At 40.1% G+C, this 15,836-nt stretch carries 15 protein-coding genes; 12 read left to right on the forward strand and 3 right to left on the reverse strand.

Going from position 1 to position 15,836, the window contains the following annotated elements:
• The 8 genes from L654_RS0120305 to L654_RS0120340 all read left to right on the forward strand — a co-directional run bounded on the left by L654_RS0120305 (position 1) and on the right by L654_RS0120340 (position 8,319).
• Positions 1-945 carry a DUF58 domain-containing protein gene (locus L654_RS0120305; RefSeq protein ID WP_010554656.1) on the forward strand — a complete coding sequence of 315 codons (945 nt, stop codon included), beginning with the start codon at positions 1-3 and terminating at the stop codon, positions 943-945.
• 2 nt (positions 946-947) lie between these two features.
• Positions 948-1,382: a DUF4381 domain-containing protein gene (locus tag L654_RS0120310; protein ID WP_004335624.1), complete on the forward strand. Its 435-nt coding sequence runs from the start codon at positions 948-950 to the stop codon at positions 1,380-1,382.
• Positions 1,375-2,361, forward strand: coding sequence for a VWA domain-containing protein (locus tag L654_RS0120315; RefSeq protein WP_024608909.1), 987 nt, complete (start codon positions 1,375-1,377; stop codon positions 2,359-2,361). Before L654_RS0120310 ends, L654_RS0120315 begins: the two co-directional genes overlap by 8 nt.
• Positions 2,361-4,304 carry a VWA domain-containing protein gene (locus tag L654_RS0120320; protein WP_024608910.1) on the forward strand — a complete coding sequence of 648 codons (1,944 nt, stop codon included), beginning with the start codon at positions 2,361-2,363 and terminating at the stop codon, positions 4,302-4,304. Before L654_RS0120315 ends, L654_RS0120320 begins: the two co-directional genes overlap by 1 nt.
• Positions 4,298-5,923 (forward strand): BatD family protein, encoded by a 1,626-nt coding sequence (locus L654_RS0120325; RefSeq protein ID WP_024608911.1) that lies wholly within the window; start codon positions 4,298-4,300, stop codon positions 5,921-5,923. Before L654_RS0120320 ends, L654_RS0120325 begins: the two co-directional genes overlap by 7 nt.
• A 61-nt stretch (positions 5,924-5,984) precedes the next feature.
• Entirely contained in the window at positions 5,985-6,542 is a 558-nt protein-coding gene (locus L654_RS0120330) for a sigma-70 family RNA polymerase sigma factor (RefSeq protein ID WP_032827217.1), read from the forward strand.
• Positions 6,542-7,294, forward strand: a complete 753-nt coding sequence (locus L654_RS0120335) for a DUF3379 family protein (RefSeq protein WP_024608912.1) — start codon at positions 6,542-6,544, stop codon at positions 7,292-7,294. The genes L654_RS0120330 and L654_RS0120335 overlap by 1 nt, the downstream gene beginning before the upstream one ends.
• Positions 7,295-7,458: 164 nt before the next feature.
• The gene (locus L654_RS0120340; RefSeq protein WP_024608913.1) at positions 7,459-8,319 is read left to right on the forward strand and encodes a TIM44-like domain-containing protein; all 861 of its coding nucleotides are present in this window, start codon (positions 7,459-7,461) and stop codon (positions 8,317-8,319) included.
• Between the two features lie 48 nt (positions 8,320-8,367).
• Here L654_RS0120340 and ggt read toward each other — a convergent pair whose 3' ends face one another.
• Together ggt and L654_RS0120350 are read right to left on the reverse strand one after the other, a co-directional pair.
• On the reverse strand, positions 8,368-10,041 hold the full coding sequence (ggt, locus tag L654_RS0120345; RefSeq protein WP_024608914.1) for a gamma-glutamyltransferase: 1,674 nt from the start codon (positions 10,039-10,041) through the stop codon (positions 8,368-8,370).
• A gap of 92 nt (positions 10,042-10,133) precedes the next feature.
• Positions 10,134-10,676 (reverse strand): GNAT family N-acetyltransferase, encoded by a 543-nt coding sequence (locus L654_RS0120350; RefSeq protein ID WP_024608915.1) that lies wholly within the window; start codon positions 10,674-10,676, stop codon positions 10,134-10,136.
• 51 nt (positions 10,677-10,727) lie between these two features.
• On the opposite strand from L654_RS0120350, the gene L654_RS0120355 reads away from it, so the two are divergent.
• A complete protein-coding gene (locus L654_RS0120355; protein WP_024591652.1) occupies positions 10,728-11,093 on the forward strand; it encodes a hypothetical protein in 366 nt (121 codons plus the stop codon).
• Between the two features lie 103 nt (positions 11,094-11,196).
• Here the strand turns inward: L654_RS0120355 and fabB are convergent, their stop codons facing one another.
• The gene (gene fabB / locus L654_RS0120360; RefSeq protein ID WP_007582000.1) at positions 11,197-12,408 is read right to left on the reverse strand and encodes a beta-ketoacyl-ACP synthase I; all 1,212 of its coding nucleotides are present in this window, start codon (positions 12,406-12,408) and stop codon (positions 11,197-11,199) included.
• Between the two features lie 178 nt (positions 12,409-12,586).
• Here fabB and mnmC point away from each other — a divergent pair, with 178 nt between their 5' ends.
• The 3 genes from mnmC to L654_RS0120375 all read left to right on the forward strand — a co-directional run bounded on the left by mnmC (position 12,587) and on the right by L654_RS0120375 (position 15,803).
• Positions 12,587-14,593 carry a bifunctional tRNA (5-methylaminomethyl-2-thiouridine)(34)-methyltransferase MnmD/FAD-dependent 5-carboxymethylaminomethyl-2-thiouridine(34) oxidoreductase MnmC gene (mnmC, locus tag L654_RS0120365; protein ID WP_024608916.1) on the forward strand — a complete coding sequence of 669 codons (2,007 nt, stop codon included), beginning with the start codon at positions 12,587-12,589 and terminating at the stop codon, positions 14,591-14,593.
• A 67-nt stretch (positions 14,594-14,660) separates the two neighbouring features.
• Positions 14,661-14,984 carry a hypothetical protein gene (locus tag L654_RS0120370; RefSeq protein WP_024591655.1) on the forward strand — a complete coding sequence of 108 codons (324 nt, stop codon included), beginning with the start codon at positions 14,661-14,663 and terminating at the stop codon, positions 14,982-14,984.
• A gap of 183 nt (positions 14,985-15,167) precedes the next feature.
• Positions 15,168-15,803 carry an NAD(P)-binding oxidoreductase gene (locus L654_RS0120375; protein ID WP_024591656.1) on the forward strand — a complete coding sequence of 212 codons (636 nt, stop codon included), beginning with the start codon at positions 15,168-15,170 and terminating at the stop codon, positions 15,801-15,803.
• Positions 15,804-15,836: the final 33 nt, after the last annotated feature.

Raw genomic sequence — 15,836 nt, forward strand, 5'->3', positions numbered from 1 at the left:
ATGCAAAAACAATTAGAATCCCAAGCATGGCTCAAACAGAGCCATAGCCACGGTGTTAATTTAGCACTCAAAGAGCTGATGTATTACAAAGCCAAAGCGCAATTGCTTGAACTTGCCCCTAAGGTAAAAATAAAAAATACCTTAACAGGGCAATACCTTGCACCGCACAAAGGCCGAGGAATGGAGTTTGCCGAAGTGCGACATTATCAGCAAGGTGACGATATTCGCTCTATTGATTGGCGAGTTACTGCGCGTACCGGCGAGACTCACACAAAGCTCTTTCAAGAAGAAAAAGAGCGCCCTGTGTTTGTATTTACTGATTTTTCAAACTCAATGCTGTTTGGTTCAAAGTTACTGTTAAAGTCGGTGCAAGCTGCGCATATAAGCGCTCTTGTTGCATGGTCGGCGTGTCAGCGCGGCGATAGAATTGGCGGTATAGTGTTTAATCAGCACTCGCATTTGGAGCTAAAACCCAGCGCCCGTGAAAAAGCAGTCCTTAAGCTTTGTCATAATTTATGCGACAACCACCAGCAAGCGCTCAACAATATTGATAAAACAGCCCCTAACAACTTTAGCGATAACCTAAAGCGCCTTAATCATTTAGCAAAACCAGGCAGCTTAGTGTATTTAGTGTCTGATTTTAATGCTCTGGATGATGCCAGCTTTAAACAACTCGAAATATTAAGCCGCCACTGCGAGCTGATTGGTTGCCACATAAGCGATCCATTTGAGCATCAGTTACCTGCGTTTAAGCAAGCCGTTACTGTTAATGCAAATGGTCAAGACTTTGCCCTACCATTAATGGATAACAGCTTTAGAGAACGCTTTGCTAAAAATGCTGAGCAAGCATTTAGTACGCGCTTTAATCGCTTAACTAAATCGGGTCTTAATTTAATATCATTCAATGCAGCAACACCGCTTGAGCTGCAATTAGTGAGAAAATAACCATGCAAACCAATCCACTCGATGGCCTGCACGATATAATAGCGCCAAGCCAAGTTAATTGGTGGCCACTCGCCCCTGCTTGGTGGGTTATTATTGCACTGCTGTTTTTAGCACTGTGCGCAGCTATTTATATATTTTACAAAAAACATAAATTTAAAAAGCCTAAACGCTACGCAATACAATTGAGCCAAAGTGAGCAAAATCCTCAGCAACTGCATATTATTTTAAAACGTTTAGTGATTGAATATTACGACAAGCGCCTTGCTGCGCAATCTACCTCTAAATGGTGCACAACACTTAATACGCTTACCGGTTTGAGCTTTACAGAACAAGAAATACTAAGCTTGTATAACCCCAGCCAAAAAGATACAACACTGTGCGAAAAATTTCGCCAAGGTATTAAGCAATTTAAAATAAAGGAGTCAGTAAATGTTTGAATTTAGCTGGCCATGGTTATTTTTATTACTGCCCTTGCCTTTATTACTTTTACTATTAAAACCCGCGGCAAGTAATGCCAGTACGCGTTTACGTATACCCAGTTTTGCAAAGCACAATTTAACCAGCCAAAGCATTGAGCCACACGCACGACGTTTAAATCCTTTCGAATGGATAATTTGGTTATTACTTGTTACTGCCGCTGCCAATCCAACATGGTTAGATGAGCCAATCTCATTACCAAATGAAGGGCGCGATATAATGTTAGCAGTTGACTTATCAGGCTCGATGACCGAACAAGACATGGCTTACAATGGCCAATATGTTGACCGCCTTACCATGGTAAAAGCCGTACTCAGTGATTTTATAGAGCAGCGTCAAGGCGACAGGCTTGGGCTGATATTATTTGGCGACACCGCATTTTTACAAACCCCCCTCACGCGCGACGTTAAAACAGTAAGTAAAATGCTCAGTGAAGCGCAAATTGGTTTAGTGGGACGCGCAACAGCCATTGGTGATGCATTGGGTCTTTCGGTAAAACGCTTTGCCAATAAAGATGAAAGTAACCGAATTGTGGTGCTATTAACCGACGGACAAAACACCGCGGGCAATTTAAACCCAGAAGATGCCCTACTGTTAGCTCGCGAAGAAGGGATTAAAGTGTACACCATTGGTGTTGGCTCAGATAATCCGCGCGGCTTTAGCCTCTTTAATGTGGGTGGCTCTAGTGGCAGTAATTTAGATGAAAGCTTACTCAAAAAGATTGCCGAGCAAACTGGCGGATTATACTTTAGAGCCAAAGATGTAGCTGGCCTTCAACAAATTTACGCAGAGCTTGATAAACTTGAACCTATTAGCGCTGATGAACAAACATTTCGCCCACAAAGCTCATTATTCTACTACCCGTTACTTATCGCTATTTTACTTATTAGCTTAAAAGTAATGCTTAGTACACTGCGTGCATTAAAGGAGCCAAACTAATGGATTTTGAATTTATTCGCCCCGCTCTTTTATGGTTACTCATACCTACTGTGGCATTATTTTTTGTCGCCTTAATTAAGCATAAAAAAACGACTAGTGAGCAGCTAATTGCACCGCATTTAGCACAATTTATAATGAGCGAAGCAAACACTAAAGCCAGCCAGCCACTTTGGTTAGTTGCTTTGTTTTGCAGCCTTGGCATTGTATTTAGTGCTGGGCCTAGCTTTGAGAAAAAACAAGTTCCTGTATTTCAAAGTAAAAGTGCCCGTGTAATTGTCATGGATATGTCGTACTCAATGTACAGCACCGATATTTTACCAAATCGTTTAATGCAATCACGCTTTAAAGCGCTTGATATGATTGAGCTATTTAAAGAAGGTGATACCGCGCTTGTAGCTTACGCAGGCACGGCCTATATAATATCGCCACTAACAAACGACGCCACAACACTCAGTAATTTAATTCCAAGCTTAAGCCCTGAAATAATGCCAGACAAAGGCTCAAACGTTTTAGCCGGTCTTGATATGGCCAAAGAGCTATTAACACAAGCGGGTTATATTGATGGCGACATTATTTTAGTGACCGACGGTATTGACCAACAAGAACAAAGCGACGTGAGTAGCTTTACCAGTAACACCCAATATAGATTAAATATATATGGCGTAGGTACCGCTCAAGGCGCTCCAATTAAGTTACCTGAAGGTGGTTTTTTGAAAGACAGATACGGCCAAATTGTAGTACCTACAATTAATGCCTCTCAGCTTAAAAATTTAGCATCGAGCAGTGGTGGTAAATTTGCTAGTTACCAGCCTAGTAATAACGACATAAATACGTTTGCCCCAAATGCACAAAGTGAATTATTGAAAGACGAAAAACAAAGCCACGCACTTTGGCGAATAGATGCAGGTATATACGGACTCTTGTTATTACTGCCATTTGGCTTGTATTTATTTAGACGCGCTGCCTTGCTGGGGGCTTTTTTAGCCTTTAGCTTTTTACCGCAGCAAAATGCGTATGCCGTAGAGCTTCCTACTCTTTTGCAAAATGCAGATCAACGTGCATTAGAGGCTTACAAAAATAAAGAATACGATGCAGCAACACAGGCGCAATCGAGTGAGTTAAAAGGCGCGGCGCTTTACCAGCAAGGTAATTTTGATGCTGCACTTAATGAGTTTAGTAGTGATAAGTCGGCTACCGGTTTATACAACTACGGTAATGCCCTCGCCAAAGCTGGCAAGCTTGAGGACGCCATTGAAGCCTACAAACAAGCCCAAACCTTACAAGACGACTTTACACAAGCAACTGACAACCAAGCTTTAGTTGAACAATTACTCAATCAACAAGAGCAACAAAACCAGCAAGATCAGCAAAGCGACGGCGACGACTCTCAAGACCAAGATGATAGCCAGAAAAAAGATGAGCAAAACCAAGGACAAAATTCTGATGAGTCAAAACAGGATCAGCAACAAAATGGTGATAAAAGCGATTCTGAAAAAGGCGAAAACGAAAGTCAAAGCTCAAGCGATGAAAAATCTGATAAAGAATCAGATAAAGAGTCTGAACAATCAAAAGATCAACAAGGTGAGCCTGGCGAGCAATCAGACAAGCAAAATGAACCTGATATGCAAGCTCAGCCACAAAGTGAGCAAGGGCAAAATAAAGACGCTGACCAGCCTAAAGAGGATGAGCAGCAACAAAGTAAGCCACAAGCAATAAGTGAGCAACCTGCCACTGATGAGCAAAAACAAAATGCTCAGCAACAAGCGATGCAAGCCCAAGCAAGTGAGCTCACTAATGAAGAAAAAGAAAAAGCACAACAGCTTAATCAACTACTTAGGAAAGTCCCGGACGATCCGGCTATTTTATTACGGAATAAAATGCAATTAGAAGCCCAAAAAAGACAATATAAACGTCGCCCTACAGGAGTCGAAAAATCATGGTAATGCGATTATTTTGCTGTTTATTGCTATTAAGTGCGATGCCTTCGTGGGCTGCCACCAAATTAGAAGCCAGCGTAGATAAAAACCCTGTTTTAGCGGGTGAATTTTTTATGCTTAATATATCGGTAGACGATACAGTTAAAGGCGAGCAACCAGACACCTCATCGCTGTTAAAAGACTTTGTGGTAGGCCCAACAAGCTTAAGCTCTCGTACCAACATTATTAATGGCAGCATTAATAAACAAACCACGTGGTCAGTTAAATTAATGACCCGTGCAGAGGGTGATTACACTATTCCGGCATTTAGCGTTGCAGGGTTAACCTCACAGCCTATTAAATTAAAAGTGGCAAAACGCTCAGTTGATGCAGATAAAAATAACGAAATATTTTTAAAAACGTCGCTCTCAAGTAATTCATTGTTTGTCCAAGAAGCCGGTGTTTACACTATTAAGCTTTACCTTGCGAAAGAGCTGCTTGATGGCAGCTTAAGCACACCAAGTATGGAAGACGCTCAGCTAACCCAATTGGGTAAACAAACTGAGAGCTATGAGCTTGTTGATGGTAAACGCTACCTTGTTATTACTCGCGAGTATTTGATTCAGCCGCAAAAAAGTGGTGCGTACACTATTGCAGGCCCCTCTTTTCAAGGACGAGTACAACAAAATTATCGTCAGTTAGAAGTGTCAGCTCTTGGCGACGATCAGCAAGTAGAAATTAAACCAATTCCGAGTGATTATAAAGGTGCATGGTTACCAAGCGAGCTAGTTAGTCTTGATGAAGAATGGCAACCTAACGACAACACCGTAGAAGTAGGTACGCCTATAACACGTACTATTACACTTACCGCGCTTGGGGTTACAAAAGAGCAATTACCTGAAATCTCTATGCCTACCATTGATGGCATACGCAGCTACCCTGATAAAAAAGAAAATAACAATGCAGTACGTGACGGACGCGTTGTATCGCAGCAAACTGCATCGTATGCATTATTGCCGCAAAAACCAGGTACTTACACTTTACCTGAAATACAGCTGCCTTGGTTTAATACTAAAATGAACCGTATTAGCGTAGCTACATTACCAAAGCGCACTATAACGGTAACGCCAAGTAGTACCGCACCTAATACCGCCGTGGCAAACCCACAATCAAACCCAAACAATTTNGGCACACAACGTATTGAAACTAAAAGTGATACTCCTCTTTGGTTAATAGTTGTTGCCGCTTTAGGGTATATTTTATGGATTGGTACTGTAATTTTTTACTTAATGACCCGTTCTACTAAAAATACGACTGAGAAATTACAACCAAACAACCGTGATATTTCTCAGCCGAGCTTAAATGAGCTTAAAGCATTAGCCAAAACGAACGATGTGAAAGCTTTTTACACCGCATTAAATAGTTTTTCTGTAAAGGTGACTCACAAAAATGTTGGCGCTATTGATGAGCTTTGCGTCCGCGTAAACAGCAGCGAGCTTAATGGCCTCATTAGCCAATTGCAGGCACAACTTTATAGTAACAAAGGCGCAAACACGGATCTTAATGCTATTATTAAAATTCTTGAGAACTATCAAACTCAATCATCAAAGTCGCAACAAGCTGTATTAAAAGACCTTTATGATTAATAACTACGATACTCAGGTCTTTTTTTGCAATAAATAATAATTTTTAATTAAAAAAGTGCTTATGCTTGGAAAGAAAAAATCAAACAATCAGGTCTTAATCGATATGGCAGAGAAACAAAAGCGTTATGAAGCCTTGGTCCACGTTTACAATAAAGAGCTTTATCGCTTTGCTTATTGGTTATGCCGTGATCCGCACATAGCAGATGATTTAGTACAAGAAACGTTTTTACGCGCGTGGCGTTCTCTCGACTCTTTACTTGATCAAAAGGCAGCTAAACCTTGGCTGCTTACTATATTACGAAGAGAAAATGCGCGCCGATTTGAACGTAAACAGTTTGATTACAGCGACGTAGAAAACGATACGCTTGTTGATGAAACCAGCCACTCATTAGATGATGAAATGGAGCAAACGGTTATCCAACGCCAGATTGCCCTGCTATCTGATGAATACCGAGAGCCATTATTACTACAAGTTGTAATGGGCTGCTCTGGTGAAGAGATCGCTGGCATACTTAATTTAAATAAAAACACGGTAATGACTCGTTTATACCGTGCCCGAAATCAACTTAAAGAGGCTTTAAGCCGTGATGATGAACAACTTAAAGGGGCATCAAAATAATGGATGAACTTGAGTTTCGTCGCCGCACTATTGCGCAGCCAAACGACATTGACAAGGAGCTCATGGAGTTTGCTAACAATAACCCAGAGCGACAAAGTTTTATTAATGATATGAAAGATTTTGATAAATTTATTCAAGACTCTTTAGATATACCTGTGCCTGAAAACCTTGCAGACCGCATTCTTTTAAACACATCGTTAAAAGAAAAAGCACTACAAGAAGAGCAAGCAACAGGAAAAAATGTAGTTGATGCCCGCTCGCGTTTTAAGCTTGACCGCGTGCACCTTGCATTAGCTGCATCTTTTGTAGTGGCTATTAGTGCCTTCTTTTTTAGTACAGAGCAAAATATTGCACACGAAGCGGGTGAACATGCGCTTGCCCATGTGTACTACGAAATTAGTGCGCTTGATAAAAAAGAGCCCATTAGCCTACAAAGCGTTAACGACAAGCTTGCAGTATTAGGTGGTCATCTTGATGAGCTTCCTGGTGATGTAACTTACGCTATGTTTTGTGATTTTAAAGGCGAAAAAGGGCTACATTTGATATTTGAGTCTGACTTTGGTCCTATGACGGTATTTATAGTACCTTCTGAAAATAAATCATTTGGTTTTGGCGATGATAATTTCCGCGATGAGCGCTTTGAAGGTCATATTAACCGAGGCTCACAAGCAGATACTATTTTAGTGGCAAGTGTTGGAGCACCTCTAAATACTTATAACGAACGCGTTACTGGCGCTATTCGTTGGCTTTAAAATAAACAAATTTACCGCTTAGTCCCTACTAAGCGGTTTTTTGATTATATACCTACCAATAAACCTTTTCTTTTATTCTCAAAACCTCTGATTTTTAAAGTAATTAATTAAATTCCTTAAGAAAGTAAATTATAATCGCGGCTCGATTTTAATTAGGGAATTTCATGAAGAACATCATCGTTATTTTTTCATTATTGGCATTATTATGTACTGCCAGTTTTGATGCACACGCACGTAAAAAGTTTGGCAGTAGCAAACGTGGACAAACTCCTGCAACACAACAAACAGCACAAAAACAAAAAGCAGATACAACAACCCCAACAGCAGCACCTAAAGCCACATCAAATAAAAAAGGCATTATGGCTGGCGTTTTGGGTGGTCTTTTAGCGGGTGGCTTAATTGCAGCAATGTTAGGCGACGATTTTGAAGGTTTTCAGCTATTAGAAATGATTTTATTAGCTGGCGGACTATTTATTTTATTTAAGCTAGTAACAGGCTTTTTACTTGCTAATCGTGCCCCACAACTTGCAAATGCCAGTGCAGGTACAAGTGCTCAGCAAAATGCTTTTAAACAAGCACCAATCGAGCAGCCAATGAGTACAGGCTTTGCTAACAGCGCCCCACAAGGTGAAAGTGTCCCTTTTAATTTACCACCTAACTTTGACGTTAATGGCTTTTTGCAAGGTGCCCGTAGTCATTACCATACGCTACAAACTGCATGGAATAATGCCGATTACACCACAATGGCTGAATACTTAAGCCCTGCACTTGTTGCCGAATTTAAAGCTGAGCGTGAAGCTATACAGAGTGTAGACACTGAAGTAATGTTTATTGATGCCGAACTTGTGCGTGCAGATAAAAATGCGCAATCGTGGCAGGTTAGTGTTCGCTTTAAAGGTAAGTACCGTGATTTAGGCGATAAAAAAGAACAGCCTATTTTAGAAATTTGGCACTTAGAGCGTCTAATTTCAGACGATGCTCCATGGCTAATAGTGGGTGTTGAAGATTTAATTGATACTCAATAAGCTTTTATTATTTTAAACACCGCGCTTTTTAGCGCGGTGTTTTTTTATTTAAAAAACAATTGATTTACCGCGCCCTGATGCTTCAGAAGCGGCATCTAATTGACCCTCTTTATTAATAATAACGTGTAAGTCACCAAAGTGTCTCTCGTCTATGGTGTAACCCATTTTGGTGAGTTCTGCTTTTACGCTATCGGTTAAACCAATGTGCGTTCTAATTATATTTTTAGGCCACAATTGATGATGAAAACGAGGGCTATTTACAACCTGCTCTGCACTCATATCAAACTCTATCGCATTTAATATAGATTCGTACACAGAGCTAATAATGGTTGTGCCACCAGGCGAGCCTGTCACCATTTTAACGGTGTTGTCTTTAAGTAGTATTGTAGGCGTCATAGAACTCAACATACGCTTGTGTGGCTGTATTTCATTAGCTTTACCGCCTATTGCACCAAACACATTCATAACGCCTGGTTTGGCGCTAAAGTCGTCCATTTCATCATTTAAAATAAATCCCGCACCTTCAACAACTACACCGCTACCAAACCCTAGGTTTATTGTGGTGGTATTTGCTACAGCGTTACCCATTTTATCAACAATTGAAAAGTGCGTAGTTTGCTCACTTTCTTTAAGGCCCGGTTTAATATTTTCGGTAGTCGAGATAGCGGTCAACGAAATGCCATTACTGCGCTCTTTGAGGTAGTTAATATTAGTTAACGCGTTTACTGGAACATCAAAAAAATCAGGGTCGCCTAAATACTCTGCTCTATCTGCAAATACACGTTTACCTATTTCAGAAAGTAAGTGCACATACTGAGTCGAGTTATGCGCTAAGCCTGCATCTGGTTTTTGTAACTCATACATTTTGAGCCACTGTAAAATAGCAATACCACCTGAACTCGGCGGTGGCGAAGTAAGTACTTCATAACCATTCCAACTTGCTTTAATGGGTGTACGTGATTTAGCGGTATAATTTTTTAAATCATCTTGATTAATAATACCACCATGCAGATGCATAAATTTAGCAATAATATTTGCAGTTTCGCCTTTATAAAATCCATCTTGGCCGTTATCACGAATACGCTTTAGCGTTGCCGCTAACTCTGGTTGCTTAAAGACTTTATTGGCTTTTACATCAGCAAAATATTTTTCAAAGTTTACATTTATTTTTTGCTCTTTTAGATGGGCTATATAATGGCTAACACCTATTGCTAACTTAGGCGGAACTACAAACCCTTGCTCAGCCAACGTTACAGCAGGCTGTACTAGTGCTTCCCACTTTAAAGTGCCATGCTTTTGATGGGCAAGCCACATACCCGCTACACTGCCAGGTACACCGCTTGCGTGAATGCCATATATTGATTTGTTTGCAATAACATTACCTTGCTCATCTAAATACATATCACGATGAGCCGCTGTTGGCGCTGTTTCGCGATAATCTATAAAATCGCCTTTGCCATCTTTTTGAATAAGCATAAATCCCCCGCCGCCAATATTCCCGGCTTCAGGAAGCGTCACTGCAAGTACAAATTGTGCCGTAATAGCCGCATCAACAGCATTACCGCCTTGCTCTAATATACTTTTAGCAGCATCGGCACTGAACGAGTCAGGCATTGCTACCGCGCTTTGCGATAAAGGCTGCGCTAAAACACTAAAAGCAGCGAACTGTAAAACCAGTACACTTTTGACGATTAATTTACGTGGTGAAAAAAACAATCCCATACAACATCCTTAATTTATTATTTTTGTTGCCCATATTAATGCACGTCACTTAAGGACAGGTCAATCTTTATGCTGTTGATATTTAATCATCTTCAAACGTTTTTTGAATAAAGTACCGCGGGTAAGTCGCCTTGCTCATCTGTATGTGTATAATTTTTTATAAATTGCAGGCCTAACTTTTTCATTATTGTTATAGAGGCCGTATTATCTTTTAGTGCAGTTGAGCTCATCGCCTTAACGTCATCTTGCTTAATGAGTTCATCACATAATGCTAAAGCCGCCTCGGTTGCATAACCATGCCCCCAACTCGCTTGTTTAAAGCGCCAACCTATTTCAATATCGCTGTAATTTGGTGCATCACTAAAGAAATTCATAGGTCTTATTAATACCCAGCCAATAAATGTATTGGTTTGCTTTAGAGTGATACTCCACAGCCCCCAGCCTTTTAGCTCATTTCTATATGCGAGCATACGAGGCACTCCCTCATTTTTTATTTGCTCTAAAGAGGTAGGTACACCTCGCGTTAAATACTGCATTACGGCGGGGTCTTGGTCGAGTTCAAATAATTGAGGCCAATCGTGCTCATTCATTAATTTAAAATTTAATCGTTTTGTTACGGGGGCGTTCATTTTCATTGTTGTATAGTCTGCCTCGAATTAATTATCAGTCTCTAAAGGAGATAGCACATGAATAAATTAGCAGGTTTAGCTTTATTAGGCACTTTAATTACATTAACTGGTTGTGAAGATGCCAACGAAGTAAAAGAAGATGCAAAAGATAAAAGCGCACAAATGCAAGAAAAGCTTGGTGATGCATGGAACGACGTTAAAGAGACAACTAACGATCTTAAAAATGATGAGTCTTTAAACGAGCTATTAGAGCAAAGTAAAACAATGGGCTTAGACATGTACGACGACGGCAAAGAGATTGCGGTTGATGCATGGATTAAAAGCAAAGAAGCTGCTGGCGAGTTAACTGAAAAAACTAAGCAGAAAGCGCAAGATATTGCTGACGAAATTGAGCAAGCGCGTAAAGAACATAACGAAGGTTAATTTAACTTTCGATAATAAAAAAGGAAAGCCTCGGCTTTCCTTTTTTGTTTTAAGCTATTTAGCCCAGATATGTGTTTACATATTTAGGGCTTATAAGCTCAAATTAACCTTTGTACTTACTCATAACTAAAGTCGCGTTTGTGCCACCAAAGCCAAAGCTATTAGACATTACAGTATTTAACTCAACGTCACGACGCTCAGTAATAATATCTAAACCTGCCGCTTGCTCATCTAGCTCATCAATATTAATTGAAGGCGCTACAAAGCTGTGCTCTAGCATCAATAATGAGAAAATAGCTTCGTGAACACCTGCAGCACCGAGGGCATGACCCGTCATTGCTTTAGTTGCGCTGATCATTGGTGACTTACCACCAAACACTTCTTGAATCGCACCAAGCTCTTTAACGTCGCCTACAGGTGTAGATGTGCCGTGCGTATTTAGGTAATCAATACTGTCTACATCTTGCATAGCTTGGCGCATACAACGTGCTGCACCTTCGCCAGATGGAGCAACCATGTCGTAGCCATCTGATGTTGCACCGTAACCAACAATTTCAGCGTAAATATGCGCGCCACGTGCAAGTGCATGTTCAAGTTCTTCAACTACAACAATACCGCCGCCGCCAGATATAACAAAACCATCGCGATTTGCATCGTATGTACGAGACGCTTTTTCTGGTGTTTCGTTGTACTTAGTAGAAAGTGCGCCCATAGCGTCAAATTCCATTGCCAATGTCCAGTGTAGTTCTTCACCGCCACCAGCAAAAACAACATCTTGCTTACCTAATTGAATTTGTTCTACTGCATTACCAATACAATGCGCAGATGTTGCACATGCAGAGCTAATTGAGTAATTAACACCTTTAATTTTAAAGGGTGTTGCTAAACAAGCAGATGTAGTGCTCGCCATAGTACGTGGAACCATATAAGGCCCTACACGTTTTACGCCTTTTTCACGTAAAATATCAGCAGCTTCTACCTGCCATTTAGACGAACCACCGCCAGAGCCAACAATAATACCCGTGCGCTCATTTGATACTTGGTCGTCAGACAAACCTGAGTCTTCAATTGCTTGAGTCATCGAAATATAAGAATATGCAGCAGCATCACCCATAAAGCGCATTGCTTTGCGGTCAACATGTGCTTTAACGTCAATATCAATTTTACCCGATACGTTACTACGTAACTTATAATCGGCAAATTCTTGGTTAAAAGCGATACCGCTTTTGCCCGTTTTTAACGATTCTAATACTTCTTCTTTGTTGTTACCAATGCTTGATACAACACCGATACCTGTAATTACAGCTCTTCTCATGGGTAATTCCCTTAGCTTAATACTTAATTGCATTCTATTTTACGCGAATTTAATCACCTAAGTGGTCAGCTTTCTAGCGTACACTTGTACTCTGAACTGCTAGCTTATAAATAACGCCAGACTATTACAAAGAAAACCCGTAAAATAATTAAAAATATATCTATAAATTTAAAAAATTATGATTAAGAACGCACATAGTCACATTAATAATTTAGGTACACCTTTGACTAATGACTCCGGTGATATTTATTTTTCTAATGACGATGGCTTAGCTCAATCGCATTATGTGTACTATGAGAAAAATAATATAGATGTACGATTACAAAATCATGACCAATCACATTTTGTTATTGCCGAAACCGGTTTTGGCACCGGTTTAAACTTTTTAAATACGTGGCAACGCTTTAAAGACCACCTTGAGCGGATGCAAGTTCAAAATGAATGTGAAAAAAGCGTAAAACGCCTACACTATATTTCGTTTGAAAAGAATCCCTTAACATTAACAGACTTAAAACAAGCATTAACCGCTTGGCCTACCTTAAGTTATTTTAGTGAGCAATTAACAGTAAACTACCCAATTAATTTAGAAGGATGCCACCGGCTCGAATTTAATAATGGCAATGTTGTTCTCGATTTATACTTTGGTGATGCGCTTGAATCAATACAAGCAATGAGCTATCCGCAAATAGGAATTGTTGATGCTTGGTATTTAAATGGGCCTGAGCCAAGTAAAAATCCTGATATGTGGCAGCAAAGTTTATTTAACTCCATGGCTGATATAACAAGAGCTAATGCAACCTTATCGACTTTTACTGCCGCTGGCTTTGTTCAACGAGGATTAATAGAGGCTGGCTTTAGTACTACAAAAGCCAAAAATTTTAATCAAAAAGAAGATATGCTTACTGGCCAACTTAAACATGTTAATAACGCTCAATCAACCCCCGCTTATTTTAATCAAGATAGCAGTACTTTAAAAAATGTAGCGGTCATTGGCGGTGGTATTGCCAGTAGCTGTATTTTATACAGCTTGGCTAAACGAGGCATAACCAGCCAATTATTCTGCCAAGATGAAAAGCCTGCAATGGGGGCATCGCACAATGTGCAAGGCGCTATTTACCCTCACCTACAAGCTAAAAACTCGCCACACAGTGAATTGTTTGCACATAGCTTTTTATACGCAAAACGTTTGTATAACCAGTTACTCAAAAACGGCTTTAGCTTTGATTACGATTGGTGCGGCGTATTACAACACGCAGTGAAAAAACCTCTCGCTGATAAGCACGAAAACTTAGCACAAAAGCAACTGTGGCCAACCCAGCTAATGCGTAACGTAACCGCAGAGCAAGGCGATGAAATAGCCGGTGTAACGACAGGTTATTCAGGCGTGTTTTTTGAACAAGGCGGCTGGGNCCCGCCGCAATTAGTAAACGCTATGCTAAGCGCTGCAAATAGCATAAACCCATCTAAAAGCGTGTTTAACTGCAATATAAAGCAGCTTAAAAAAACTGACAACGGTTGGTTTTTATTAACGAATGATGAGCAGCTAGGCCCTTTTAGCGATGTAATTATTTGTGCAGGCGAGCACAGCGATGCATTTGAGCAAACAAAAGCGCTACCTATAGTAGGCGTACGCGGTCAGGTTTCACATATTGAGGCAAGTGAGCAATCACGCAAACTTAAAACAGTGCTATGCCATAAAGGGTATTTTACCCCGGCTTATTTAGATCATCACTGTATGGGTGCCACATTTGAAAAAAACACTAAAAGCCGCCAAGTTACAGCGCTCGACAACCAATTAAACCAAGAGCAACTACTTAGCTTTTACCAGCAAAGTGAATTTGCCACCACCCTTGGCAATATAACCTCGGCAAAAGCGGCTGTTCGCTGCACATTTATAGATCACCTACCAATGGCAGGGCAATGGTGCGAGCAAAGTGATTACATAATGGCTTTTGCTAATCTACGTTTAGGTAAACGCTACCAATATGAGCAACTTAATAAACCACAACAAGGCCTGCATATTTTTACCGGTTTTGGTGCACGCGCTTTATGCAGCGCACCGCTAAGTGCAGACCACCTCGTAAGTTGTTTAAATAACGAACCCCGCCCATTAAGCGAACGTGTAAGCCAAGCTATTCACCCTGCCCGGTTTATAGTGCGAGACTTAATTCGTAATAAAATTTAAATGACATTGGTGCTTATTGAGGTAAAATAAGTACCAATAAAAGGAATTTATTACTCAAAGGACTCTAATGAAAACTTTAGCATTTTTAATAGTGTTGCTATGCACTCTATCGTTTAACGCACTCAGCCAAAACATCACTGAAATCCCACTTCCTGAAGAGTTTGTTACAACGATGGATGTAGCAAGCGAATACCCAATGGTACGTACTGGTTATTTAACCGATTCAATTTCTGATATCACTCGCTTTTATCAGCAAAAATTAGGTGAACCTTCAAAAACAAATGGCAATAGTACATATCGCACTTTATTTTATAATTACCAAGAACATAAAGTCCGTATTAGTTTATACCGCCGTAGTTATGTGACCGAAGTGAGCATAATGGTTGAATAAAAAGGTCTAAAAAAACACACCAAAAGCAGCTAATTTTAATACTCAGTTAAGCATCGCACTTTAATTAAAGTATTTTTTGAAATTAGCTCATTTAAACTCTTCTTTACCCTTTAAAAATAATCCCCTACCCCAAGGTCTGTTTGTAAGCACATTACTTTTACTATTTATTGGAAGGAGTTAATTATGAGTAAGACCCTAATTATTGGCGCAAGCGGACAAATAGGTAAAATGACAACTGAGCTACTTTTAGAAAATGAGCAAAATGTTGTGGCATTAGTGCGTGACAAAAATAAGTTAAGCGATTTAAACAGCTCTTTTTTAACTATTGTTGAGCAAGATCTTGAAGGCGATTTTGGTGATGCAATGAAAGGCTGTGACCAAGTGATTTTTGCTGCTGGTTCTGGTGGAAGTACAGGCGATGATAAAACTGTACTCATTGATTTATGGGCTGCAACAAAAGCAGCTACATTCGCTAAAGAGCACGGCGTTAATCACTTTATTATGGTCAGTTCAATTGGTGCTGACGATCCAGATTCGATTCAAGGTGATTTAAAACCTTACTTAGTTGCTAAGCACATGGCTGACGAGCACCTAATAAATAGTGGTTTAAATTATACCATTGTTCGCCCTGGTACATTGACTGACGATAGTGCATCAATGCAAGTAACTACGCAGCAACCAAGTGATCGTTCAGAAGCTAAAATTAGCCGCGAAAACGTAGCCAATGCATTATTACATATTGCGACCAACTCATTTATTAGTAAACGCATTTTTAAGTTGTTTGATGGCGACAAGCCAATTAAAGCCGCTGTTAAATAAGCTTTAATACCAATTTAATTAAACGTATGAACA

The sequence above is a fragment of the Pseudoalteromonas sp. TAB23 genome (genome assembly GCF_000498075.1).
In the GTDB taxonomy this organism is placed as follows: Bacteria; Pseudomonadota; Gammaproteobacteria; order Enterobacterales; family Alteromonadaceae; genus Pseudoalteromonas; species Pseudoalteromonas arctica.

Bases quoted from the DNA above. Each gene is read 5' to 3' on its own strand.
- L654_RS0120355 (WP_024591652.1), top strand. From the start codon at position 10,728: ATGAATAAATTAGCAGGTTTAGCTTTATTAGGCACTTTAATTACATTA.
- L654_RS0120310 (WP_004335624.1), top strand. From the start codon at position 948: ATGCAAACCAATCCACTCGATGGCCTGCACGATATAATAGCGCCAAGC.
- L654_RS0120320 (WP_024608910.1), top strand. From the start codon at position 2,361: ATGGATTTTGAATTTATTCGCCCCGCTCTTTTATGGTTACTCATACCT.
- ggt (WP_024608914.1), bottom strand. From the start codon at position 10,041: ATGGGATTGTTTTTTTCACCACGTAAATTAATCGTCAAAAGTGTACTG.
- L654_RS0120315 (WP_024608909.1), top strand. From the start codon at position 1,375: ATGTTTGAATTTAGCTGGCCATGGTTATTTTTATTACTGCCCTTGCCT.
- L654_RS0120375 (WP_024591656.1), top strand. From the start codon at position 15,168: ATGAGTAAGACCCTAATTATTGGCGCAAGCGGACAAATAGGTAAAATG.
- L654_RS0120350 (WP_024608915.1), bottom strand. From the start codon at position 10,676: ATGAAAATGAACGCCCCCGTAACAAAACGATTAAATTTTAAATTAATG.
- L654_RS0120370 (WP_024591655.1), top strand. From the start codon at position 14,661: ATGAAAACTTTAGCATTTTTAATAGTGTTGCTATGCACTCTATCGTTT.
- L654_RS0120335 (WP_024608912.1), top strand. From the start codon at position 6,542: ATGGATGAACTTGAGTTTCGTCGCCGCACTATTGCGCAGCCAAACGAC.
- L654_RS0120305 (WP_010554656.1), top strand. From the start codon at position 1: ATGCAAAAACAATTAGAATCCCAAGCATGGCTCAAACAGAGCCATAGC.
- L654_RS0120330 (WP_032827217.1), top strand. From the start codon at position 5,985: ATGCTTGGAAAGAAAAAATCAAACAATCAGGTCTTAATCGATATGGCA.
- L654_RS0120340 (WP_024608913.1), top strand. From the start codon at position 7,459: ATGAAGAACATCATCGTTATTTTTTCATTATTGGCATTATTATGTACT.
- fabB (WP_007582000.1), bottom strand. From the start codon at position 12,408: ATGAGAAGAGCTGTAATTACAGGTATCGGTGTTGTATCAAGCATTGGT.